The sequence below is a fragment of the Streptococcus parasanguinis genome, from assembly GCF_047465465.1.
Taxonomy (GTDB): Bacteria; Bacillota; Bacilli; order Lactobacillales; family Streptococcaceae; genus Streptococcus; species Streptococcus parasanguinis_AI.
In genome coordinates, this window is sequence record NZ_JASGZU010000001.1 from 98408 (window position 1) to 121594 (window position 23187).

Annotated in this window: 21 protein-coding genes; 18 read left to right on the forward strand and 3 right to left on the reverse strand. The window is 42.0% G+C overall.

The features are described from left to right. The first annotated feature begins 99 nt into the window (after positions 1 to 99). From QM351_RS00570 to QM351_RS00625, 12 genes are all read left to right on the forward strand, one after another. Positions 100 to 3093, forward strand: a complete 2994-nt coding sequence (locus QM351_RS00570; protein WP_414326114.1) for a type I restriction endonuclease subunit R — start codon at positions 100 to 102, stop codon at positions 3091 to 3093. 14 nt (positions 3094 to 3107) lie between these two features. Next, the gene (locus QM351_RS00575; RefSeq protein ID WP_254727942.1) at positions 3108 to 4076 is read left to right on the forward strand and encodes a nucleoid-associated protein; all 969 of its coding nucleotides are present in this window, start codon (positions 3108 to 3110) and stop codon (positions 4074 to 4076) included. Further along, positions 4066 to 5355, forward strand: a complete 1290-nt coding sequence (locus QM351_RS00580; RefSeq protein WP_414326116.1) for a hypothetical protein — start codon at positions 4066 to 4068, stop codon at positions 5353 to 5355. Before QM351_RS00575 ends, QM351_RS00580 begins: the two co-directional genes overlap by 11 nt. Then, positions 5355 to 6593 (forward strand): restriction endonuclease subunit S, encoded by a 1239-nt coding sequence (locus tag QM351_RS00585; RefSeq protein ID WP_254727939.1) that lies wholly within the window; start codon positions 5355 to 5357, stop codon positions 6591 to 6593. Before QM351_RS00580 ends, QM351_RS00585 begins: the two co-directional genes overlap by 1 nt. Before the next feature lie 165 nt (positions 6594 to 6758). Further along, positions 6759 to 7124: a type II toxin-antitoxin system RelE/ParE family toxin gene (locus QM351_RS00590; RefSeq protein WP_254727937.1), complete on the forward strand. Its 366-nt coding sequence runs from the start codon at positions 6759 to 6761 to the stop codon at positions 7122 to 7124. Continuing rightward, positions 7114 to 7407, forward strand: a complete 294-nt coding sequence (locus QM351_RS00595; protein ID WP_021144391.1) for a helix-turn-helix domain-containing protein — start codon at positions 7114 to 7116, stop codon at positions 7405 to 7407. The genes QM351_RS00590 and QM351_RS00595 overlap by 11 nt, the downstream gene beginning before the upstream one ends. A gap of 21 nt (positions 7408 to 7428) precedes the next feature. After that, a complete protein-coding gene (locus QM351_RS00600; RefSeq protein WP_414326119.1) occupies positions 7429 to 9030 on the forward strand; it encodes a type I restriction-modification system subunit M in 1602 nt (533 codons plus the stop codon). A gap of 118 nt (positions 9031 to 9148) precedes the next feature. Next, positions 9149 to 9487 carry an addiction module toxin RelE gene (locus tag QM351_RS00605; RefSeq protein ID WP_414326121.1) on the forward strand — a complete coding sequence of 113 codons (339 nt, stop codon included), beginning with the start codon at positions 9149 to 9151 and terminating at the stop codon, positions 9485 to 9487. Further along, positions 9480 to 10565, forward strand: a complete 1086-nt coding sequence (locus tag QM351_RS00610; RefSeq protein WP_414326123.1) for a HigA family addiction module antitoxin — start codon at positions 9480 to 9482, stop codon at positions 10563 to 10565. The genes QM351_RS00605 and QM351_RS00610 overlap by 8 nt, the downstream gene beginning before the upstream one ends. Positions 10566 to 10651: 86 nt before the next feature. Next, positions 10652 to 11539, forward strand: a complete 888-nt coding sequence (locus tag QM351_RS00615; RefSeq protein ID WP_414326125.1) for an Rpn family recombination-promoting nuclease/putative transposase — start codon at positions 10652 to 10654, stop codon at positions 11537 to 11539. 152 nt (positions 11540 to 11691) lie between these two features. Next, complete coding sequence (locus tag QM351_RS00620; protein WP_155125160.1) at positions 11692 to 12615, forward strand: L-lactate dehydrogenase; 924 nt, start codon at positions 11692 to 11694, stop codon at positions 12613 to 12615. A gap of 253 nt (positions 12616 to 12868) precedes the next feature. Next, the gene (locus tag QM351_RS00625) at positions 12869 to 13408 is read left to right on the forward strand and encodes an NADPH-dependent FMN reductase (protein WP_414326128.1); all 540 of its coding nucleotides are present in this window, start codon (positions 12869 to 12871) and stop codon (positions 13406 to 13408) included. A 28-nt stretch (positions 13409 to 13436) separates the two neighbouring features. Here QM351_RS00625 and QM351_RS00630 read toward each other — a convergent pair whose 3' ends face one another. The 3 genes from QM351_RS00630 to QM351_RS00640 form a co-directional block, all read right to left on the reverse strand. Next, positions 13437 to 14132: a VIT family protein gene (locus QM351_RS00630; RefSeq protein WP_414326130.1), complete on the reverse strand. Its 696-nt coding sequence runs from the start codon at positions 14130 to 14132 to the stop codon at positions 13437 to 13439. Positions 14133 to 14305: 173 nt separating this feature from the next. Continuing rightward, positions 14306 to 14428 (reverse strand): hypothetical protein, encoded by a 123-nt coding sequence (locus QM351_RS00635; RefSeq protein ID WP_256317999.1) that lies wholly within the window; start codon positions 14426 to 14428, stop codon positions 14306 to 14308. Beyond that, positions 14415 to 15809 (reverse strand): MFS transporter, encoded by a 1395-nt coding sequence (locus tag QM351_RS00640; RefSeq protein WP_414326132.1) that lies wholly within the window; start codon positions 15807 to 15809, stop codon positions 14415 to 14417. Before QM351_RS00640 ends, QM351_RS00635 begins: the two co-directional genes overlap by 14 nt. A 321-nt stretch (positions 15810 to 16130) precedes the next feature. On the opposite strand from QM351_RS00640, the gene QM351_RS00645 reads away from it, so the two are divergent. From QM351_RS00645 to QM351_RS00670, 6 genes are all read left to right on the forward strand, one after another. Then, on the forward strand, positions 16131 to 17423 hold the full coding sequence (locus QM351_RS00645; RefSeq protein ID WP_414326133.1) for a PTS transporter subunit EIIC: 1293 nt from the start codon (positions 16131 to 16133) through the stop codon (positions 17421 to 17423). Then, positions 17410 to 18267 (forward strand): alpha/beta hydrolase, encoded by an 858-nt coding sequence (locus QM351_RS00650; RefSeq protein WP_414326134.1) that lies wholly within the window; start codon positions 17410 to 17412, stop codon positions 18265 to 18267. The genes QM351_RS00645 and QM351_RS00650 overlap by 14 nt, the downstream gene beginning before the upstream one ends. A gap of 82 nt (positions 18268 to 18349) precedes the next feature. After that, entirely contained in the window at positions 18350 to 19468 is a 1119-nt protein-coding gene (locus QM351_RS00655) for a DUF4767 domain-containing protein (protein WP_350012273.1), read from the forward strand. 211 nt (positions 19469 to 19679) lie between these two features. Next, positions 19680 to 20243, forward strand: coding sequence for a hypothetical protein (locus QM351_RS00660; RefSeq protein WP_272107325.1), 564 nt, complete (start codon positions 19680 to 19682; stop codon positions 20241 to 20243). Positions 20244 to 20419: 176 nt separating this feature from the next. Then, complete coding sequence (locus tag QM351_RS00665) at positions 20420 to 21187, forward strand: ABC transporter ATP-binding protein (RefSeq protein ID WP_031576714.1); 768 nt, start codon at positions 20420 to 20422, stop codon at positions 21185 to 21187. Beyond that, positions 21180 to 23183 carry an FtsX-like permease family protein gene (locus tag QM351_RS00670; protein ID WP_129299576.1) on the forward strand — a complete coding sequence of 668 codons (2004 nt, stop codon included), beginning with the start codon at positions 21180 to 21182 and terminating at the stop codon, positions 23181 to 23183. The genes QM351_RS00665 and QM351_RS00670 overlap by 8 nt, the downstream gene beginning before the upstream one ends. Positions 23184 to 23187: the final 4 nt, after the last annotated feature.

Consider the following 23187-nt stretch of genomic DNA (forward strand, 5'->3'; position numbering starts at 1 on the left):
TTTTTGCGCCAAATCCCAACAAAATGCTTTGAAAGCGTTAATTTCTTTCCCAAACATGCTATAATAATAGGAGATTATGCACAGGAAAAGGATAGACGGATGAAGGCAGTAGCAACTCCAGAACTTGAGATCGAAAGACAGTTGATCCAGCAGTTGACAACAGGAGAGAGTCAGTGGACCTATCGAGAGGATCTCAAGAATGAAGACCAGTTGTGGGACAATTTCTTTGACAAGCTGGCGCAAAACAATGTCGCCGTGTTGGCGGACCATCCCTTGACCAACCAAGAAAAGCGCCAGATCAAGAACCAGCTCAACTTTGTCAGCTATTATGAAGCGGCCAAGTGGCTAGCTGGTGAAAATGGCATCGCCAAGGTTGAAGTCCAACGTGAGGATGCCAGTCTAGGGACCATCCGCTTAGCTGTCATCTGGCGGGACAATATCGCAGCTGGTAAGTCGAGCTATGAAGTGGTCAACCAAGTCGAACGCGACAAGGCCTATCCGCTAGACCAAGATCGACGACTCGATACGACCCTTCTGATCAATGGCCTGCCCCTCATCCATATCGAACTCAAGAGTCCACGAGTGGCCTTTCTAGATGCCTTTCATCAGATCAAGAAGTACGACCGAGAAGGCAAGTTCCGTGGTATTTACTCGAGCTTACAGATGTTTGTCGTGACCAATAAGGTAGACACACGCTATATCGCTGCAGCGAGGGAAAGCAAGCTAAACAAGCAGTTCCTGACCAAGTGGGTGGACAAGGACAACCAGCCCATGATCGATCTCAACAGCTTTGCTCATGAGGTTCTCTCCATCCCTCGGGCCCACCAGATGGTCATGCAGTACTCGGTCATCGACGATAGCAAGAAAGCCCTCATCCTCCTGCGTCCCTACCAGATCCATGCCATCGAAGCTGTGCAGGAAGCCTCTCGCCGCCAAGAGTCGGGCTATATCTGGCATACGACCGGATCAGGCAAGACCCTGACCTCTTACAAGGTGGCGCGCAATCTCTTGCAGATCCCAGCGATCCAAAAGACCATCTTTGTCGTCGACCGCAGAGATCTGGACCAGCAGACGACCTCGTCCTTCCTCTCTTATGCGGCCAATGATGTCATCGACATCGACGAGACGGACAATACCCATGAACTGGTCAAGCGCCTAGGGGGCAATGACAAGCGCGTGGTGGTCACGACCATCCAGAAAATCACGACCATGATGCGCAAGTTTGAAGAAGGGAAGTACCAGCGAGATGCGGGGAAGATCAAGGACCTGCGCGTGGCCTTTGTCGTCGATGAGTGCCACCGGGCGGTCACCCCACAGACGCAAAAAGAGATCAAGGCCTACTTCAAGAACTCTCTCTGGTATGGCTTTACAGGGACTCCGATCTTTAAGGAAAACAAACGCAAGCAAGTGGGTGACCTGGCTCAGACCACCCACCAACAGTATGGCGATCGCCTACATGAATACACGGTCAAGGAAGCCATCCATGATGGAGCGGTTCTGGGCTTTAAGGTTGACTACCGCAACACCATCATCTCGGATATCCTAGAAGAAGAAATTCCAGACCAGGCCTATGAGGACAAGGAGCACATGCTAGAGGTCCTCGATGCCATCCTCAATAAGAGCCAGCAACAGCTCAATATCCCTAAAGGGGTCGGAAAGAGTTATGAAGCTATCTTGACAGTCAAGTCCATCCCACGAGCACAGGCCTATTATAATCTGCTCAAAAGCATTCTCGCTGGCAAGGAGCGAGTCAAAGTCTCCGAGCGGGTTAAACGCCATTTACCAGATTTTCCAAAATTCACCATCACCTACTCAGTGTCTGAAAATGAGGAAGAGTCTATCGGCTACCAAGACCACATGAAGCAGGTCATGGAGGACTACAACCAAGAGTTTGGTACACATTTTAGCCTAGCGGATCTGCGAGGCTTTAACACCGATGTCAACAATCGCCTGGCTAGAAAGCAGGACAAGTATCTCTACCGCAATGAGCAGTTGGATTTGGTTATCGTGGTTGACCGTCTCTTGACCGGCTTTGATGCTCCTTGTCTTTCTACGCTCTTTATCGATCGCAAGCCTATGCGTCCACAGGACTTGATCCAGGCCTTTAGCCGGACCAATCGGATCTTTGATGACAGGAAGCACTTCGGCCATATCATCACCTTCCAGCGTCCTCAAGCCTTTAAGGAAGCTGTCGACAATGCCCTCAAGCTCTACTCCAATGGAGGAGAAAATGAGGTCCTGGCACCAAGCTGGGAAGAAGAGAAGCGCAACTTCTTAAAAGCCTGGGCAGAGTTTAAAGACCAAGTCACAGACTTCGAAGAAGAAGGAGTCGCCCTCGAGCAGGCTCCAACAGCCCAGCTCCGCAAGGTCGCTAAAGCCTATCAGGTCTTTGACAAGTACCAAGCCTCGATCCGCGTCTATTCAGAGTACGATAAGGAAGAGATCTATCGGGAAACAGGCCTCAGTGACAGTCGGCTCGAAGCCTATCTGGGCCTCTATCAAAATATCCTGGCGGAGATCAAGAGCAGGGATCCAGAAGTGGACAGCCAAGATGAGCTAGACATCCACTATGAGCTGGAGTCTGTCCAAGTCGATGAGATCAACTATGCCTATATCCTGATGCTGATCCAGAGTATGATTCAGCAGGAGGAAAATGAGGAGCAGACCCTGAGTGACAAGGATATCGCAACTGTAGATAGCTATATCGAGAGCCTGAACCGGACCAATCCAAGCCTAGCGGAGATCATCCAAAATCTCTGGATCCAAGTACAAGAAGAGCCCGAACGCTACCGAGGACGATCTATCACTGGTGTCTTGGACCAGATGATCGAATCCGTCATCGATAGCCATATCGTAAGCTTCGCCAAACACTGGTATATCGGAGCCGACGAGCTACGCTACTATATTCAACACTATCGCAAAGGCGCCAAAAAACAAGCCGGCGAAAGCCAGCTGACCAAGAGCCAACGCTACAAAGACTACAAGGCAGAAGTAGCAGACGCCCTCAACCCACTCAGCTACAAAAAACAAATCAAAGAAGCCTATACCCAACTGATCGAAGAGGTGATTGAACCACTGAGAGTGGGGAGATAGGAGAAAGGAATTAAATGAAAAAGAAAGTTGCTGTATATGAAATAACCGATGAAATCACTGAAATAGAACTTGATAACAATAAAATTACAAATATTGATGAGATATTCAGAACAATTATTGATAACCATTCGAGTCATGTTTCGGTAATCGCAGAAGTTACAGAGGAGAGAGAAAGTATTTTGAAAGAATTCGAACAATCTCCTGAGGATTTTGATATTAATTTATTTCCTGAAAAGTTGTTAGAGTCTGAGAGGAGCTCTAGTACAAATTCTAGAAAGAAAAGTATTAGATCAGGCTTTCTTTTTATTAAAGAATCTGACGATAGTTTGTTACTATTAAAATTAGAAAAAACTTCTGTAGCTGATACAGAGACATTTAAATTAGTAGCTCAGTTGGGGACAGAAAAAACCTACTATAAAGCCTGTATTGCAAGGAAAGATTTGTCAACAATTGAAGTTATAGATAAAAATAGGAAAGTTGCTAGTTATTGGATGAGTGATTTTCTAGGTTTACAGGAAGTTAGAAATAGTAGAGTTAATTCTTTAGAACTTATTAAATTAGTTGAAGATGAGGAATTATTTTCAACTCAAATTAAAGAAAAACAGAATTTTTCAGATATCGTTTCTGAAACAAAAGGTTATATCTTCGATCATAATTTATTTGATAAATCAGAGTTAATTGATTATTTGAATTATAAAGAATTGATTGATATTCCTACTGATGTTGGAAATTATGAGGATGAATTTTTTTCAATAGAGGCCAAACAGCTAGATGCTAACTTTACTATTGACTCAAAAGTATTACGTGATAAGTATAAAGATGAGATTAGAGTCTCTAGTGACACAGTTATTAAAACTGATAATTTTGAAAAATTGAAAAGACGAAGACAAATTAAAATTGAAGATAACAAAATAATTCTAACTGTATCTGAGGATTTCATAAATGAAGTTAGATCAAAAATAGGTAATATAAATGCAGAATAATTCTTGGAACGGAACTTCATATGAAATAGTGGATGACGAAAGTAATCGTGATTTAATTGAATTTTTGCAATATAATAATGTTGAACTTGAGGAAGAAAAAGGTAAGTATATATTATATCAAAATAATAAGACGATATTTAATTTAAATGATTACATTGAAACAAAGACACATTTCACAGATATTGAAGACTATTTTTCCGATATTGATTTTTCAGAAAAGATTGATTATATCTATCGTGACAATCATAACTGGAAAAGCGAAGAAATTGATGTTAAGGATGAAATGGAAAAATATAATAATGTTGTCAAGTCTAACATTATTAATAGAGACATTAAAAATTTTTCTGTAAATTTATTGAGAAAAGTTGAAAATCCATCTCAAAAAATTTTGCATTTAAACAGAATTTTCATCTTATTATTCTTATCTACAAATACTGAAATAAAAATCTTAGAGGATGACTTTATATTTGATTTTAGAATTAGCGAAGATAGGATTTCGATTTCAGAAAGATATGCTTTCTCAGAAGTTAATATTAACGATATAGATTTGTTGAATAGTGTCTATGATTGGGTTATTAATGATACAGGTTACTATAATACTTATAAGCAACGATTAGATATTGTAAGAAGTATTATCGTTAAAAATGGAACCTTTAGAATAAATGAAGACATTGTTAATAAAGCAGAAAGTATTTTTAAACGTATTATCAGTCAGGAAACAGATAAATATTTTGAAGAAGTTTCTAATCTGAAAAATGACTTTCTAAAAATTACAGAAAGGGAAAATGACATTTATCAATCCTTACATTTAAAATTAATGGGGTGGATGACTGCTCTGTCTTTACTGATTTTTGATAAAATTAAAGATTATGATGGAGCGGATGTTATAAGTAGATTACTTAATTCGAGTTCGGAAAAGACACAACTATTATTAGTTTTACTAGTTTGTGCTCTTTTGGTTATTTTAATAATTTATATTTTAGAAATGTGGAAAAACCAAGACGAATATTTGAAATTAAAGGATTTTTATACAAAGAGTCTTATGTTTAACGGAGACGATTTTAAAAATAAAGTTAAGTTTCCAATTATAGATGATAGATATGTAGTATTAATTTTAGTGGTTGGCCTGATATTGATTTTAAGAATATTTTTCTTAAGAGATGACTTTATTAAAATTTTAGTAGTCCTACCATTTATTTATATAGTTTATATAATATTACGGGCAAAAGATATAGTTGGAAATCCTTGTATAAAACTAAATAAAAAGGAAAAGAGTTAGTGAATAAAAAAACACATATTCCAGAAATTAGATTTAAAAATTATCGTGATAAATGGGAGGAAAAGACGTTAAAAGATTTATCTAATTCAATAGAGTATGGTTTAAATTCTTCAGCAACGTACTATGATGGCGTTCATAAATATATTCGTATCACTGATATTGATGATAATTCACGAAAATTTATTTCTGAAAAAGTAACATCGCCAGATATAGAATTTACACCTGAATTAGAGAATTTTAAATTACAAAAGAACGATTTGCTTTTTGCTAGAACTGGAGCAAGTGTAGGAAAAACATATTTATATGAAGAAAAAGATGGTGAAATGTATTATGCTGGTTTTCTGATTCGTGCTCGAATTAAAGAGGATGTTTCAGCAGATTTTATATTTCAGCAAACTTTAACTGAAAAATACAAGCAATTCATTGCTATTGCTTCACAGCGATCTGGGCAGCCTGGAGTAAATGGAAAAGAATATGGTGATTGGAAACTTAGTGCTCCAAGTTTTCAGGAGCAATCCGCCATCGGTTCCCTCTTCCGTACTCTCGATGACCTTTTGGCGAGTTACCAAGGCAATCTTGCAAACTACCAATCTCTCAAGGCGACCATGCTATCCAAGATGTTTCCTAAAGCTGGACAGACGGTACCTGAGATTCGTTTGGATGGATTTGAAGGTGAGTGGGAGCTTCTTGAAATTAATGATTTAGCTGATGACTTTCAAAGTGGTGGCACTCCAAAAACAAATGTTCAGGAATATTGGGATGGGGATATTCCTTGGATTCAATCATCTGACTTAGAGACAAATTGTCTATTTGAAATTAAAGTTCAAAAAAGTATTTCTGAGAAAGGTTTAAAAAATTCATCAGCCAAAATAATACCAAAGGATTCAATTGCGGTTGTTACGAGAGTTGGAGTTGGGAAGTTAGCAGTGATGCGTCATGAATACGCAACAAGTCAGGATTTTTTATCACTCTCAAATCTTAAATCAAATATAGAATTCACAGCATATTTACTTTATAGATTACTTCAAAAGGAGGTTACTCAACTTCAAGGAACATCAATAAAGGGTATTACTAAAGTGGAATTACTATCGAAAAAAGTACTTATACCATCTCTTTCTGAACAACAAGCCATCGGTGCCTACTTTTCTAACCTCGATAGCCTCATCTCTGCTCACCAAGAAAAAATTTCGCAGCTAGAAACTCTCAAAAAGAAACTCTTACAAGATATGTTTATCTAACCTTCAAAAATAATCCTTATCAGTAACCAAATGCACAGCATTTTTCGAATAGTATAAGTGAGTCCCTTTGATCTTTTCAAAGGGTGCTCCTTAGTATTTAATAACTTAAAAGTATTTACTTTTAATAACTTTAGAGTTATAATAAATTCGAAAAGGGGTTGCTTTGTGCACGCTATTTATTTTTATAAGGACAAACAAGGGAATCAACCGGTCCTGGACTACATGAGGGAGCTAGCTCGTCGCGATAATAAGGACAGCCGGATCAAACTGAACAAGCTTAACGACTACATCGAGCTTTTGAGCCAGCATGGAAAACGTGCTGGCCAACCCTACATCAAGCATCTGGATGCGGAGATCTGGGAGTTGAGACCCTTGCGAGATCGGATTTTATTCGTGGCTTGGCTGGATGGGAGCTTTGTCTTACTGCATCATTTTGTCAAAAAGACGCAAAAGACACCTAGACGAGAGATTGAGAAAGCCATGCGGGAGTTGCAAGATTTGAAGGAAAGAGGGCTAAGTGATGAAGAATAGTGCCATCGGCAGCAATTGGAAAGATGTGAGAGCAGAGCTCTTCACCAAGGAAGAAATTCTGGAAAGTGATCTGCGGGTCGCGATTATGACAGAGCTGATCGAGGCTCGTCATGAAAAGGGAATTAGCCAAAAGAAACTAGAAGAACTCAGTGGGGTCAGCCAACCGGTCATTGCTCGGATGGAGACAGGCAAGACCAGTCCTCAATTGGACACGGTCTTGAAAGTCTTAGCCAGTCTGGGCAAGACCCTCGCTGTCGTCCCACTAGAACAAGAAAAGGTCTAAAAGAAATCAGAAAGAATAACTATGGAAACAACACAAACCTCCCAGTCGCTCTACCAAGCCCTGTGGAACTCAGCGGATGTGCTCCGCTCTAAGATGGATGCCAATGACTACAAGTCTTACCTTTTGGGGATGATCTGTTACAAGTATCTCTCAGATAAGTTGCTCTTCTTCGTGGCGGAGACCATGGAGGAGGAGACAGAGAGCTTAGATGAAGCCTTGGCGCTTTACCGATCCTACTATGAGGATCCAGCCTCTCAAGAGGAGCTGATCTCCGTCGTCAACGATGAACTCAATTATTTCATCAAGCCTGACTTGACCTTTACAGCCTTGGTGGACCGGGTCAATGAAGGGACATTCCAGCTGGAAGATCTGGCTCAGGGCTTCCGAGATATCGAGCAAAGTGACGACCTCTATGAGAATCTCTTTGAGGACATTGATCTTTACTCCAAGAAGCTAGGGGCCACTCCTCAAAAGCAAAACCAGCTAGTGGCTGCCGTTATGAAAGAATTGGCAGTGCTGGATGTAGCAGGTCATGCAGGAGATATGCTTGGGGATGCTTACGAGTACTTAATCGGTCAGTTTGCGACTGACTCGGGTAAGAAAGCTGGTGAGTTCTATACACCTCAGCCTGTAGCCAAGCTCATGACCCAGATTGCCTTTTTAGGGCGTGAAGACGAGCAGGGCTTTACCCTCTACGATGCCACCATGGGATCGGGCTCCCTCTTGCTCAATGCCAAGAAGTATTCTCACCAGCCTCAAACCGTCCAGTACTTTGGTCAGGAGCTCAATACCTCTACCTATAACCTGGCTCGGATGAACATGATCCTACACGGGGTTCCGGTGGAAAACCAGTTCTTGCACAATGCCGATACGTTGGACGAAGACTGGCCTACCCAAGAGCCGACCAACTTTGATGGGGTCCTTATGAACCCTCCGTACTCAGCTAAGTGGTCTGCAAGCTCTGGCTTCCTCCAAGATCCTCGCTTCTCCCCATTTGGTAAGCTCGCGCCTCAATCCAAGGCAGACTTTGCATTTCTCTTGCACGGTTATTACCACTTGAAACAAGACAATGGTGTTATGGCCATCGTCCTCCCTCACGGGGTTCTTTTCCGTGGCAATGCTGAAGGAACCATTCGCAAGGCCTTGCTGGAAGAAGGGGCCATTGATACGGTAATCGGTCTTCCTGCCAATATCTTCTTTAATACCAGCATCCCAACGACAGTCATCATTCTCAAGAAGAACCGGACCAATCGGGACGTCTACTTTATCGATGCTTCTAAGGAATTTGACAAGGGCAAGAACCAGAACATCATGACGGATGCCCATATCGAGAAGATCCTTAAGGCTTATAAGAGCAGAGAGGACATGGACAAGTTTGCCCATCTGGCTAGCTTCGAGGAGATCGTCGAGAATGACTACAACCTCAATATCCCACGCTATGTGGATACCTTTGAGGAAGAAGAGGTAGAGCCACTGACAGATATCGTGGCTAAGATCAACCAAACCAACGCGACCATCGAGACCCAGACAGCTTCTCTTCTAAACATGCTCAGCCAGCTGCATGGGACGACACCAGAAGCCGATGACGAGCTCAAGAAATTTGTCGAGGAGTTTAAGGGGTAGGGTGTCAGTCTTTGATTAAATAAGGACCAGTTAATGAAAGTTTTAACTGGCCTTTTCATTGCTAATCTGATACAATTAAATTACCTAAAAGGTAATTTAATTTAACAGAAAGGGACATATGAAGCTTATCTATACAAATAAAACTGTTAAAAAGCAGTGCACAGAGCTGAGGCAGGCTAAAAAGGATTTTTCGGATAAGATTGCTGTAAAGTTGCATCAATTGATTACCTTTTTGGAAGCAGCAGATTCTTTGGCCAGTGTGATAGCTTTTCCTAAATATCACTTTCACCAACTCAAGGGGAAGAGACAGGGACAGTTTGCTTTGGATATAGATGATCGGAAAAGTTCCTATCGGTTGATTGTAGAATTTCGTGAGGAGGATTTAGAAAAGGTATTTCCTAGTCCTGTTGAAATCGAAATCCTAAAAATAGAGGAGGTCAGCAATCACTATGAGTAAGAAAATTGTTGAATACAAAGACCTGATTGCTTTTCATCCAGGTCAGTATGTTGAAGAGTTGATTGAAGATTATAACGTAACGCAAAAAGAGTTTGCTGAGCGCTTAGGAGTTTCTGCAAAGACTATCAGCAAGCTGGTCAATGCTGAGGAGTCCATCAGTAAAGAGACGGCTCATAAGTTAGCCAAGTTAAGTGGAGTTTCCATGCAAACCTGGCTCAATCTTCAGAATGCTTATGATGTAAAAGTTGCAGAGATTGTAGAACAAAAAGAGCTAGAAGAAGGTAGCGAGAAAGAAATCTGTGAGATGATTGATTTCAAGTATTTTAAGGCAGAAGGCTACGTTCCAGATAAACGCTATACATTGAAAGAAAAGATTGTTGAGCTTCGCAAGATTCTAGGAGTGGCGAGTTTAGACAAGTTCTCATCTTTTAACAATCAGGTGAGTTATCGAAATACGCGTGAGTTCACGACTAAAAGTATAGTGAACTCCAATATCATGTTGGAGTTGGCATCTAAAAAAGCGCGTGATATAACGACTACTAAGCTCAATCGCAGAAAGCTTGAGAGAAACTTGCCTGCTTTGAGAAAGTTGACAAGACAAGATCCTGAAGTCTTTCCTCAACGCCTGTATGATATCTTGCTAGATTGTGGTGTTGTCCTAGTTGGTCTACCTGCTTTGCCAAATGCCAATCTAAATGGTGCTACGAAAAAATTTGGAAATGGTAGTGCCTTGCTTTTACTCACAGATCGAAATAAAGCGTCAGATATTTTCTGGTTCTCACTTTTCCATGAGATTGGGCATATTCTGGAGAACGAGTTTTCATCAGATGATGGAAATGGTAAGTCATACCGACGTTCTGAGGAACGGGCAGATCAGTTTGCAAAAGATCTCTTAATAAGACCGGAAGACTATCAAGTTTTTGTTGAACAAGGAAACTTTGATAAGTCGGATATTCTACGCTTTGCTGAGGAAATCGATATTCATCCTAGTATTGTTTTAGGAAGATTACAAAATGAGGGTATTCTCAGTTTTGACAGATATAGAGAATTAAAAGAAAACTATTACTTCGTTTCGTAATGGTCGTGTAGTCACTTTCCCAAATTTTTTTCGAATAATAGAAGTAGAGGGACCTTCCCTCTATTTTTTATCGAAAAGGAGTAGGGATGCAAAAGAGACACGCGCATGTATCGCCGACCTTGGACATCATGGCCAAGAAGATTTTTAGTTTGCCAGAGGTGACGGCAGCATTTATTCGAGACATTTTGGAGCTGGATGTGGCGGACGCTCAGATAGTGGAGGGAAGCCAGCCCCACAGCATGGCTTATGAGGAGGATGACTTGTTCTCCACTGCGGTGGATGTGAGAGCCAAGCTCCATGATGGAACCGAGGTGATCATCGAGATCCAGATTCGCAAACAGCAGTATTTCTTGAACCGGTTCCATTATTATCTGGCCAATCAGCTGGTGGAGAATGTACAAAAACTGCGCCAGCAAGGACAGACACATAAGATGTACGAGCAGATGGAGCCCGTCTATGGGATTGCCATTTTGGAGAAGTCGCTCTTACTAGACGAAGAGGCCGCCATCAATAAATACTGGCTGACCAATAGCCGGTCTGGCAAGCAACTCAAGGCTTATTATAAAAATGGCAAGCACCAAAATCTTCTGCAGGTTGCCTTTTTAGAGCTAGACAAGTATAATAAAGATGAGAATCTGACAGATGCAGGCAGACAGTGGCTGGAGTTTTTTGGGAATCTTCCCTTTACAAAAGCTCCCAGTCAGGCCGTTGCCCACGCAGATTCATTATTAGATTCATCTAGCTGGACCAAGGAGGAGAAGACCATGATAGACGAGCGTATTCGGATTCAAGAAAATTATGATATGACCCTGGAGACGGCGATTGATGAAGCGCGAGAAGAAGGTTTAGTACAAGGGCTGGAACAAGGTCGTAAACAGTTGGTATGCGAGATGGTCTCACGAGGAATGTCGACTGATCTTATATCGGAGATGACGGGTTTGTCCATTGAAGAGATTGAGACTCTTCTTTCTTGAGTCGTTAAAAGAGGCGCTGCCTCTTTTCTTTTTGAAAAAACTTGAAAATTTTCCCGTTTTTTCAATCCGCCTTTCTAGAATTGTGGTAGAATAGAGTCAACAAAGAGCTATCCTCACCAACAGTGTGATCGATACTAGAAAAGAGGATTCTGATGACAAGAAAAATTGGTATTATTGGTTTGGGGCATGTGGGTGCGACCTTGGCCCACAGCATGATTTTGAAACACACCTGTGATCACTTGGTCTTGATTGATACCAATGAGAAAAAGGTCAAGGCTGATGCCTTGGATTTCTGTGATACGGTTGCCAATACAGGTTATCCGGTGCATATCACGGTCAATGACTACGCGGCTTTAAAAGATGCGGATGTCGTGGTGTCGACTCTTGGAAATATTGAGTTGCAGGCTAATAACACTGATGACCGTTTTGCGGAGCTTCCCTTTACCAGTAAGCAAGTGGTGCAAGTAGCGCGTGATCTGAAGGCTTCTGGCTTTAGTGGGGTCTTATTGGTAGTGACCAATCCAGTTGATGCCGTTACTCAACTCTATCAACAATATACCGGCCTTCCAAAAGAACAGGTGATTGGGACAGGGACCTTGCTGGATACAGCTCGGATGAAGCGTGCAGTTGCGGATCGTTTGCAGGTTTCTCCTGCTAGTGTATCAGGCTACAACCTCGGTGAGCATGGAAATTCTCAATTTGTTGCATGGAGTCAGGTCCGTGTCAAAGGACACGCCATTACCGATCTCTTCTCTCAAGAAGAGCTTGATGCTATCAACTACGAGTCCTTGCGCGGTGGCCACACGGTTTTCTTTGGCAAATTATATACTAATTTTGGGATTGCAGCAGCAGCCCAACGCTTAGCAGAAGCTGTGATCAATGATAGCCACGAGGAAATGCCAGTGTCTAACTATCGTCCAGAATATGGAACCTATCTTGGTTACCCAGCGATTGTAGGTCGAAAAGGGATTCTCGAACGATTGGACTTGCATTTGACAGAAGAAGAAAAAGAAAAATTGCTCCATTCAGCCGAAACTATTAAGGAAAACACACGAAAAGGATTGGAGCATGCATAAAATCAACAGCCAAGAGAAATCTTGGCTTATTTTCTGCAATTTTTTCGAATGGTATAAGTGAGGGGTTTCCCTACACGAAATCATTGGAGGTTGGAGACATTTGTCCAACTTTTTTATCTCACTTCTTTTGACCTTCCCTTAGTAAAATGGAGTAAAAGTTAAAAAATCCGAGTTGTAATCCTTGACATTACATTCCGATCCTGTATAATAGCTATTGTAACAAATAATCTTACAACAGAAAGAGGAAATAACTATGAAAAACATTTTATTTATCGTCGGATCTCTTCGTCAAGGATCATTCAACCACCAAATGGCTAAGAAAGCAGAAAGCCTTCTTGAAGGGAAAGCAACGGTGACTTACTTGGACTACAAGGACATTCCAATGATGAACCAAGATTTGGAAACACCAACCCTGCCATCTTTGCAAGCAGCGCGTGATGCGGTTCTTGCTGCGGATGCCATCTGGATCTTCTCGCCAGTCTATAACTTTGCTATTCCAGGTGTAGTGAAAAACCTGATTGACTGGCTTAGCCGTGCCCTTGACCTGTCAGAAACTCGTGGTCCATCTGCCCTTCAAGATAAGATCGTAACGGTTTCTTCAGTAGCTAATGCCGGACACGAACCAATGTTTGCGGCTTATCAAGCGCTCTTGCCATTCGTTCGGACTCAAGTGGTTGGAGAGTTTACTGGAACAACCGTTAACCCAGAAGCCTGGGAAACAGGTGAATTAGTCTTGACAGATGAAGCGGTCGCAGGACTGGAAAAACAAGTACAAGCCTTATTAGAAGCATAAGAAAAGCTGAGACAGAAGTCTCAGCTTTTTAGATACTAAAGAGTTGCCCGAAGAAGTATGTCACACCCATGGTGAGAAGGCCAATGATCAGGTTGCGAAGCATGGCTGGCTTGGTTGGTGCTTTTCCCAGTTTCGCACTGGTATAGCCAGTGAAGATCAAGGATAGTCCAACAACGAAGACTGTCACCGGAATGCGATAGGCAGTTGGAAAGAGAATGATCGAGAGCATTGGAGGAAGGGAACCAACAGAAAAAGCAAGGAAGCTAGATGCAGCAGCATGCCAAGGATTGGTAAACTCCTCGTATTCGATACCATATTTCTCTTCGACCAGGGCTTTGAGGGGATATTTCAGAAAGGCCCGTTCTGTCAAAATCTTTGCGGAAGTTTCGCATTCTCCATTTTCAAGATAAGCATGGTAGAGAGAGTCTCTAGCTAACTTTGGATCACGATCTAATAAGGCTTGTTCGCGGTTCACAGCAGCTTCTTCCGTGTCTTTTTGTGTGGAAACAGAAACATACTCACCACCCGCCATCGAAAAGGCACCGGCTAGAATTGCAGACAAGCCAGATAAGAAAATGATCCAGATGTTATGCGTGGCACTGGCCACCCCGATCACCACTCCAGCGATAGAAATGATTCCATCATTGGCCCCTAGAACCGCAGCTCTCAAAATATTCAAGCGATCGCTAAATGATTCATCTACTCCATGTTTTATTTCAGTCATACAATGTCTCCTTTTCCTTATTTAGAATGATTATAAATAAAATACAGAAAGAAATCAAGGATTTTAACTCAAATGATAAAAGTTAGACAATTTAATGGAACCTTTTAGTTGTAAAATTTGACATTACAAGCAAAATGGAGAGAGAATTTGACATACACCTATCCTATCAAGGTTTATTTAGCAGAAGTGCATAATTTTTGAGGATCCTGATGGCATTCTAACGCGAGTGCGGAAAGGATAACAAAAAACAGCAGGCTTCCTGCTGTTTTTTGACGAGATAAATTAGTTGGTTTCATTATCTTTTCCCACCACCCAAAATAAGAGAAGGAGTTGGAAGATGCCCAAGGCAAATAAGACCATAAAACCGTTGCGACTTCCTTTAGCAGTGGCTTGAGTAAAGTCCATCTTTTGATTAGCTTGGCTCATGGCAACTATCAGCGAAGCCAGGGTTGTTCCGACAGCGCCTGCAAATTGTTGCAGGGTGTTAAAGATCGCGTTCGCATCGGGTTGCTCTTCCAGAGAGAGTTGTTTTTGTCCGTTGGTCATGATATTGCCAAAGGCAAGCCCCATACCGGTCATGAAGATCATGTAAAAGATGAGAATCAAGCCATTTGTCAGCTTCAGAGCAAAAAGGGTGAAGTGGAAATAGGCTAGAAGGATTAAAGCAGCTCCAAGGAGAATCGGTTTGCGAGCGCCCAACTTATCTAGAATGAGACCAGAGAAGGGAGCAAAACCTGCTCCAATGATGGCTCCTGGAAGCAACATCAAGGCTGCAAGCGTGGTGTTGGAGTGGTTGACCAATTGGACATAATTAGGAAGAAGAAAACTCATGGCCAGAGAACCTAATTGGAAGGTGAAAAAGGCAAGAACATGGCCAGTGAGGAGATGGTTCTTTAAGATAGCAAGGTTGATAATGGGAGTCTCTATGCGATTAGACCGCCAGACCAAAAGGACCAGTCCCAAGGTTCCGATCACCAGCCAACCAAGCACAGAAAAACTGAAGAACGCATGATCCGCTAGGCCATGAATACCTAGAATCAACCCTAAAAATGAAGCAATAATGGCGAGAAGACTCATGATATCAAGCGTTTCTCGCTTGATTTTACTGATTTGCTCAATGGAGCGAAGTCCTGCAACCAGCGAAGCCAGAAGGATCGGGAATTGAACTAAAAAGATGGACCGCCAGCCAAAGTTAGCTGTCAAGAGACCACCGACAGTAGGACCAATGGCGGGAGCGATGGCTGTAATCAGAGTCCCCACTCCCATCATGAGACCGATCTTGCGTTTTGGGACCTGCTCTAAAATGATATTAAACATCAGAGGAAGGGCAAAACCAACCCCCATTCCTTGGACCAATCGCCCAAGAACCACAAAGGCAAAATTTGGAGCTAAGAAGTCGATAAGAACACCTAAAACAGATAGGAGATTTCCAACTAAAAAGATGGACTTCATTTTAAAGGAACGCTTGAGATAAGCAGATAAGGGGACCACACAGGCAACCACTAGAAGATAGATGGTCGTAACCCACTGGACTGTTGCGGTGTTGATCTCAAATTCCTTCATCAATATTGGAAAGGTGATGTTCATGGCAGTTTCTCCAGCCACCCCGCAAAAGGACAGGATCCCTGTCGCAAAGATTGCGAACAAGACCTTGGCTGAAATTTTTTCTTGTGACATAGACGTCTGATTCCTCCTAAATCTTTCTATAATGTTGTAAAATGGAATGAAAATCCATCGTATTGATCTGATTTTTCGTCAGACTCGACTGCTATAAGTAGAGCAAGTCTGACAGCAAAATGAGTGATCATTTTACTAGCTAAGAAATAGTATAGTGGAAATGAAGACCCCTGTCAAAGAGTTTTTGAAAAATTGCGAAAATTTTAAAAGTGTTTTCAATAGATGGTGCTTCTTCAGATGAAAGGGATTGCTCATCAGTATGATATAATAAGAAGAAATAAATAAACGTGATCCATTGCGGAAAACTGAACAGGAGGCCCTATGACCAAGTATTTAGTCCAGAAGTTTTTCTGGTTACGAGAAAAAAGTTTGATTCAGATTTCCCAGAAAACCCTCGTTTCCTTATTTCCTTTTTTCCTATTCTCAGGAATCATTCGGGTGATTGCTTTATCCGTATTTTCGGATAGAGGCTATATTCATCAACTCTTTTCGATGGATAGTTGGTTACCATGGGATCAGGGCATGAGCCAGGTCCTCATTAATTTTTCTAACTTTCTAGGAGGTCTAGCAGGGCCTTTAGCGACTTACTTTGCTGGGAAATATACAGCTGGGCACTACGGTCGAAGTACTGGGACAGCGGGTGTCACTGCTCTGTTGGTCAGCTTGATTGTAGGTTCTCAGGAATTATTGGTGAGCCCACTCAATGATGGGCAACTGACGCGGATCAATCTCCCAGCGACGACCAATATTGTGTTAGCGATTTTTTTAGGTTATCTAATCGGACAGATCTTTCGGCTATCCAAAGCCAGTGACGACCAGATCGTGGACAAAGATTTCATCTATCAGCCCAAGACTGTGCGGCCCATTTTCTTGTCCTTGGTCCTTGGGGTTAGTCTCAATCTTCTCCTCCTTCTAGGCAATCAGTACCGTGTTTTTCAAACGCTTGGACAATTCTTTAGTTCGTTAACTGTTAGCAGTCATCACCTTTTACCCACCTTTGTCATGGGGCTCTTCAGCGGCCTATCTGCTTGGGTTGGAAATAGTCAAGCCTTTACCTTGAACGCGATTGTAGATGACAGTTTTGCTTTAGAAAATCTGACCTATGCTGTGACGAAACATACAACGACAGGCATTCCTCATCTCTATACCTTGACGAACTTGTATCGCAGTTTTGGCCTGGTGGCTGGTGTTGGTGCAGTTCTAGCCTTATTGGTAGCGATCTTGCTGGTTTCGCGAAGTCAAAAGGACAAGAAAGTGAGTCTCCTCAGCATTTTTCCAAGTCTCTTTAACAATGGGGCTTCTTTCATGGTAGGAATACCAGTCCTTCTCAATCTTCTATATCTGATTCCCTTCTTATTGATTCCTTTGGTGAATATGGGGATTGCAGCGGTAGCCTTGTGCTTCAAACTGATGCCAGCGGCTGTCTATCCAGTGCCAGATGGGACTCCGAGCCTTCTCTATGCCTTTATTGGAAGCGGAGGAAGTCTGAGAGCTTTAGTTGTCAGCATTCTTTGTTTTGCCATCGACGTGCTCCTTTATCTACCATTCGTCCATATGGGAAATCGTATCCGAAAAGATCTAAAAGTGAAAGGAGAAAGCGATGAAAGTCTCTAAAAAAACAACCATCGTCCTCACTTTGGTCTGTCTTTTCTTGATCGGTTTAGCCATTCCTTCTTATAGCTGGACTCGAACCAATGTTTCAAAAATTGAGAAATTCTATAATTCTAAACTGTCTCCTATCATTATGATTCCAGGAAGCTCCGCGACAGAGAACCGCTTTGATGGCTTGGTGACCAAGCTCAATAAAGAACGCCAAGGGACCAAACACAGCCTTCTCAAGGTTAAGGTCTGGAATGATGGTAGGATGACCTATAGTGGGAGTATCGATGCGAAGGACAATGAGCCAGTGATTGTGGTTGGTTTTGAAAACAACAAAGATGGCTATAGCAATATTAAAAAGCAGGCCAAACTATTCAACCAAGCCTTCGAAGCCCTTCAAGAAAAATACAATTTTAATAACTTTAAGGGCTTAGGTCATTCCAACGGTGGCTTAATCTATACAGCCTTTATTGAAAATTATCTAGGGGATTATGATATCGATCTGAAAACCTTGATGACCATCGGCACCCCATACAACTTTACAGAGACCAATATTCAAAACAAATCGGAGATGTTGGCAGATTTTATCAAGGGAAAAGAAGCCATTCCCAATACGCTCCATATGTATTCAGTAGCAGGGACTATTACCTATGATTCAGATGAGTTGGTCCCAGATGCCAGTGTATCGGCTGGGAAATACATCTATCAAAACCAAGCTGCAAGCTATACGGAGATTACAGTGACGGGCGAAGATGCCCAGCACTCGGACCTTCCAACCAATGATGAGGTCGTCGCCTTGGTGAAAGAGCATATTGAAAGTCAAACGGATCGTAGAAGAGGTCCGAATAAAGGAAACTAAGTGTGAAGAGGGATTCCTTCCTCACACTTTTTTTAGTATAATAAAGTTTAGTATGAAAATAAGGGAGACCAAAGGAGATCAGATGAAAAGAAAACATTGGATGCAGTTGGGATTAGCGGCTTCGAGTATGGTCTTGTTAACAGGATGTTACCAAAGATACCAGCGCCAGTCCAGTCCTAAAAAAGAGGTTGCAACCAGCCAGACAGCAGCTAAAAAACAAGCGAAAAAAGCAGACAACAAACAATTATACCAGTCTGTTTTTTCAGACTACCAAAAGATTTTTGCCACTTCAAAGGATTTGGATGCCATTTCCAAATTGAATGATGAATTGGCCAAAGAAGATCGGATGATCAATAGCTGGGTGATCGAGACTGTCATCAATCAGCCAGCAGCTGTTCGCTATGCCTTTAAGGACTTAAATAGCGATGGGGTAGATGAGATGATCATCGCCAACCAGCAAACCGATGGGAGCTACTTTGCGACAGGAGTCTACTACCTCAAGGACCAAAAGCCGACCTTGCTTGCAGAAGGTTTTGTCGCTGGACACGGAGGAGCGCGCAATGCGACAACTCTCTATAAGGGTGGAGATGTCTTAGAAGTCAGCTGGTTGTCGGGAACTGGCCGTGGTGTAGCCGTACTTTCACGAATAGAAAAGACACCTCAAGCCGCGACAAAAGTCCAGGAAGAAGAAGTTCAGGTACGTGGGTCAGATCTGAATGCCCTCTTTGGAAAATCTGATGAGGATAAACTGGACCTCAAGAGTTTTGACTGGCAAACCTTTGAAAGTACACCATCAGGAGGCGATACCCAAAGCCAGGAGAAAACACCATGGAATGCTGAAAAATCAGCAAAATTAGCAGAATTTATGAAGACCTGGGGCGAAAAGATGGGGCAACCCAACTACCAAAAAGGCATAGCTGGCGGTGATGTAGGACCAGATAACCTCTATACTCTAGGGGACAATAGCAAGATGGATGCAATTTATACATATACTGGCCAAGGAAATGCAAAATACCGCATTGTAGAACGCTATAGCAATTGGGACAAGTATCCAGATGTGCATAGTTATTTCTTTGCCATTACGGATACGGGAGAAGCCATCGTCTTTCACTCGCCAACGACCAATGGTGGAAAGATGTATCTAAAACCAACAGACAACAAGGAACTTCAAGAAGAATTTACGCAACTGCTTCATCAATAAAAAAAGAAAAACCAGGAAACGACTGTTTTTCTGGTTTTGTTTATTCAATGTATGAATAAAAATACAAAATAAACGACATTTTTTGGGATAGAAAATATGTTAAAAACTAGTGATAATTAACGGTGTAATTGCATTTAGAAACGGAAAATATTTGACAAGCAAAGGAAAATCATTTAGAATATATTCATTCTTTATTTATAGGAGAAAAAATATGAAAAAACTTCTTACAGCCGGTGTGGCTCTCTTGTCCGTTGCAACCTTAGCAGCATGTTCTGGTAAAACTGCTTCAGAATCATCAAGCAAAGATGCTAAAGCTTCTTCTAGCAAAGTAGAAAAATCATCTACTTCAAAAAGCAAATCAAGCAGTTCATCAAAAACTTCAAAATCAGCATCCTCTTCTGTTGAAATTCCAGAAATTGTCTTGTTGACTGATGATGAAATCGATAATGCCAAAACAATTGGTGATATGAAAACTCTTTATAGTAAATTAGTGGATAACTATAAAAAATATGCTCAAGATATTGGCGATCAAATTCCCGAATCACTGAGATCTAAATATACTCAACAAGTGGAACCAGCTCTCAAGACATTGGACGAATCAAAAACTCAATTTGATACAGCACTTTCAACTGGTGGTTCAGATGATACGGTTGTTCCTGAACAAGGGCGTACTGTTTTTGTACAACAATTGAAATCTGGACGTGACACTATGAAACAAGCTCTTGAAAGTGCATATAAATCAATTGCGCCATTGCTCTCTTCATCAGCTGAATAATCAATGAAAAAAATAGGGTAGGACCTCAAGTCCTAGCCTATTTTTGCTTTCTTACAAAAATGTAAGAAATAAAGGGTAAAATGTAAGGTTATGTTATGGTGAAAGCGTTTCAGTTTTAGTACAATAGATTTGTAAAAAACGATTGAAGCTTTTATCGAGCTAGAAAGGAATGGACCATGACCCTACTAGACGTTCAACATATCAAAAAAATTTACAAAACCCGCTTTCAAGGAACGCAGGTTGAAGCCTTAAAGGATATTCACTTCACCGTGGAAAAGGGTGAGTACGTGGCTATCATGGGGGAATCAGGATCCGGGAAATCCACCCTCCTCAATATCCTAGCCATGCTGGATCAGCCGACGGAAGGGCGGGTCTACCTCAATGGCACCGATACCTCAACCATCAAAAACAAGGACGCCTCCAGCTTCCGCCGGGAAAAACTAGGCTTTGTCTTTCAAGATTTCAACCTGCTCGACACCTTATCTGTCAAGGACAATATCCTCCTGCCCTTGGTCCTTTCCCGCAGACCAATCAAGGAAATGATGAGTAAGGTCGATAGCGTGAGTCGGGAGTTGGGCATTCACCAGCTCTTAGAAAAATACCCTTACGAAATCTCTGGTGGACAAAAACAACGGGTAGCCGTAGCACGGGCCATCATCACCTCACCTGAAATCCTTCTTGCGGATGAGCCAACAGGGGCGCTGGATTCCAAGTCTTCGGCAGCTTTGCTAGATGTCTTTGAAGATATCAATACCATGGGGCAAACCATTCTCATGGTGACCCACTCAACCGCAGCAGCAGCTCGGGCCAAGCGCGTGCTCTTTATCAAGGACGGGATTCTTTACAACCAGATCTTTCGTGGGGAAAAGACAGAGCGTCAGATGTTCCAAGAAATCTCAGATACTCTGACGGTCATGGCGGGAAAGGAGGATCCTGATGTTTAAATTAACAAGTAAATTAGCACTTTCCAACCTCAAACAAAATCGCAAGTTGTATTATCCTTTCGCTATAGCTGTCATTTTAACGACCATGATCCTTTATAGTTTTATCGCCTTGTCATTGACCCCTCATTTAGAGGATTCTTACGGAGGGGGATCGGCGAGAACTGTTCTTGGTTTTGGCAGTTTCGTCGTCCAGCTGGTCGTCATCATTTTGGTGGCTTATGCCAATGGCTACGTCATGAAAAATCGTTCCAAAGAACTGGGACTCTACAGTGTTCTGGGAATGGAGAAGAAGCATCTCCTCATCATGACCTTATGGGAATTGCTCTTCTTCTATGTTCTCACAGTTGGAGTAGGACTGGGTTTGGGACTCTTGTTTGATCGCTTGATTTTCGCCTTGCTTCTAAAATGTATGGGTTTACCAGTCGTCATTCAATCAACCTTCCAGATAGAGGCTGTTCTTAACACTTTACTTGGGTTAGCCTTAGCTTTTGGCCTCATTCTCTTGTTGAATTCTTTCCGCCTCTTGCGCTACAGTTCCCTCCACCTTATGCAGCAAAAGAAAGCAGGAGAGAAGAAGGGACGCTTCTTGCTGGTTCAAACTCTGTTAGGACTTGGGCTCTTAGGAATTGCGTTTTATATAGCGCTAACCGTTGAGCGGCCAGTTGCGGCTGTCCAAGGATTCTTTATTGCCGTCATCTTGGTCATTCTAGCGACTTATCTCTTATTCAACGCAGGCTCTATTACCTTCTTAAGATTTCTCAAAGGTCGGAAATCCTACTATTACAAGCCAGAGAATTTTATATCTGTCTCCAACTTAATAGCTCGGATGCGAAAAAATGCAGCGGGCCTTGCGACCATTAGTATTCTATCCACCATGGTCTTGGTCACCTTAACCGGGTCGCTCAATATCTTTATTGGAGGGCAGAATTACCTAGATACGGTTTACCCTTCTGATTACATGATTAGTGTGGGGCATATGCCTTCAGATGCTGAAACAGAATCGGTTATTGAGGATGTTCAAGCTCAAATTAAGAAAACAGCCGATGCGACACATCTATCAGATTATCAGGTGGCACAGACTACATACTGGTCGGCTGAAATTCGAAAGATTGATGGAAGGAGCTTAGAGGTGAATGACCAGTCCACTCCATCAACTGGTCAGGAGTTGAAGTCAGAAGGAACAGTCTACTTTTTTGATCAGGCGACTTATGAGCAACTGACCGGTCAAAAAGTTGAGCTTGGGGAAAATGAAATCCTAGCCTATGGGTATCAATATCCTGGAAAATTAGACGCACAATTAGAAATCAATGGGAAGACCTTCACGATTAAAGAAAAACTAAACTCCAATTTTATCCAAGGGAAACTCCCTCAATCCGACCTGTTTCAACACCAAATGGGCTTGTACCTGGTCCTCCCTGACTTGAACCAACTGGGACTAAAAGTTGATAAAAATTTGGAATTCTCTATTACTGCTAAAAATAAAGATAACCAAGATTTTATTTCTGGCTTGATCAAAGAGCTGTATTCGACAGACAAAATCAGTCAATATGGTGCGACTTATTTTGGTGGATTTGATCGATACAGTATAGAGAAAGATTGGCGTGAAACAGCAGGGACTCTTCTATTTATCGGGATTTTTCTATCGGCGATCTTTCTATTAGCTACAGTTCTCGTGATTTACTACAAGCAGATTTCAGAGGGTCATGAGGATCGAGATAATTTTGTGATCTTGCAACAAGTAGGATTGGACCAAAAGCAAACCGGCACCACCATTCGCAAACAGATACTCACTGTCTTTTTTCTTCCATTATTCTTCTCCTTCCTGTACCTAGGAGTAGCCTACAAGATGATCGCAAAAATCGTTGCTATCTTAGGAGCAACCAATGCGGGCTTGGTGCTTCAAACAACTCTTTCTATCTGCGCTGTCTTCTTCATCTCCTATGTCCTTGTCTTTCTTCTGACTTCTAGAAGTTATCGGAAGATTGTCGTGAGGTAGCGCT

Excerpts from the sequence above, each read along its gene's own strand:
- QM351_RS00620 (WP_155125160.1), top strand. The coding sequence starts at position 11,692 with ATGACAAGAAAAATTGGTATTATTGGTTTGGGGCATGTGGGTGCGACC.
- QM351_RS00650 (WP_414326134.1), top strand. The coding sequence starts at position 17,410 with ATGAAAGTCTCTAAAAAAACAACCATCGTCCTCACTTTGGTCTGTCTT.
- QM351_RS00635 (WP_256317999.1), bottom strand. The coding sequence starts at position 14,428 with ATGAAACCAACTAATTTATCTCGTCAAAAAACAGCAGGAAGCCTGCTG.
- QM351_RS00595 (WP_021144391.1), top strand. The coding sequence starts at position 7,114 with ATGAAGAATAGTGCCATCGGCAGCAATTGGAAAGATGTGAGAGCAGAG.
- QM351_RS00665 (WP_031576714.1), top strand. The coding sequence starts at position 20,420 with ATGACCCTACTAGACGTTCAACATATCAAAAAAATTTACAAAACCCGC.
- QM351_RS00600 (WP_414326119.1), top strand. The coding sequence starts at position 7,429 with ATGGAAACAACACAAACCTCCCAGTCGCTCTACCAAGCCCTGTGGAAC.
- QM351_RS00630 (WP_414326130.1), bottom strand. The coding sequence starts at position 14,132 with ATGACTGAAATAAAACATGGAGTAGATGAATCATTTAGCGATCGCTTG.
- QM351_RS00670 (WP_129299576.1), top strand. The coding sequence starts at position 21,180 with ATGTTTAAATTAACAAGTAAATTAGCACTTTCCAACCTCAAACAAAAT.
- QM351_RS00610 (WP_414326123.1), top strand. The coding sequence starts at position 9,480 with ATGAGTAAGAAAATTGTTGAATACAAAGACCTGATTGCTTTTCATCCA.
- QM351_RS00615 (WP_414326125.1), top strand. The coding sequence starts at position 10,652 with ATGCAAAAGAGACACGCGCATGTATCGCCGACCTTGGACATCATGGCC.
- QM351_RS00655 (WP_350012273.1), top strand. The coding sequence starts at position 18,350 with ATGAAAAGAAAACATTGGATGCAGTTGGGATTAGCGGCTTCGAGTATG.
- QM351_RS00645 (WP_414326133.1), top strand. The coding sequence starts at position 16,131 with ATGACCAAGTATTTAGTCCAGAAGTTTTTCTGGTTACGAGAAAAAAGT.
- QM351_RS00575 (WP_254727942.1), top strand. The coding sequence starts at position 3,108 with ATGAAAAAGAAAGTTGCTGTATATGAAATAACCGATGAAATCACTGAA.
- QM351_RS00570 (WP_414326114.1), top strand. The coding sequence starts at position 100 with ATGAAGGCAGTAGCAACTCCAGAACTTGAGATCGAAAGACAGTTGATC.
- QM351_RS00625 (WP_414326128.1), top strand. The coding sequence starts at position 12,869 with ATGAAAAACATTTTATTTATCGTCGGATCTCTTCGTCAAGGATCATTC.
- QM351_RS00605 (WP_414326121.1), top strand. The coding sequence starts at position 9,149 with ATGAAGCTTATCTATACAAATAAAACTGTTAAAAAGCAGTGCACAGAG.
- QM351_RS00580 (WP_414326116.1), top strand. The coding sequence starts at position 4,066 with ATGCAGAATAATTCTTGGAACGGAACTTCATATGAAATAGTGGATGAC.
- QM351_RS00660 (WP_272107325.1), top strand. The coding sequence starts at position 19,680 with ATGAAAAAACTTCTTACAGCCGGTGTGGCTCTCTTGTCCGTTGCAACC.
- QM351_RS00640 (WP_414326132.1), bottom strand. The coding sequence starts at position 15,809 with ATGTCACAAGAAAAAATTTCAGCCAAGGTCTTGTTCGCAATCTTTGCG.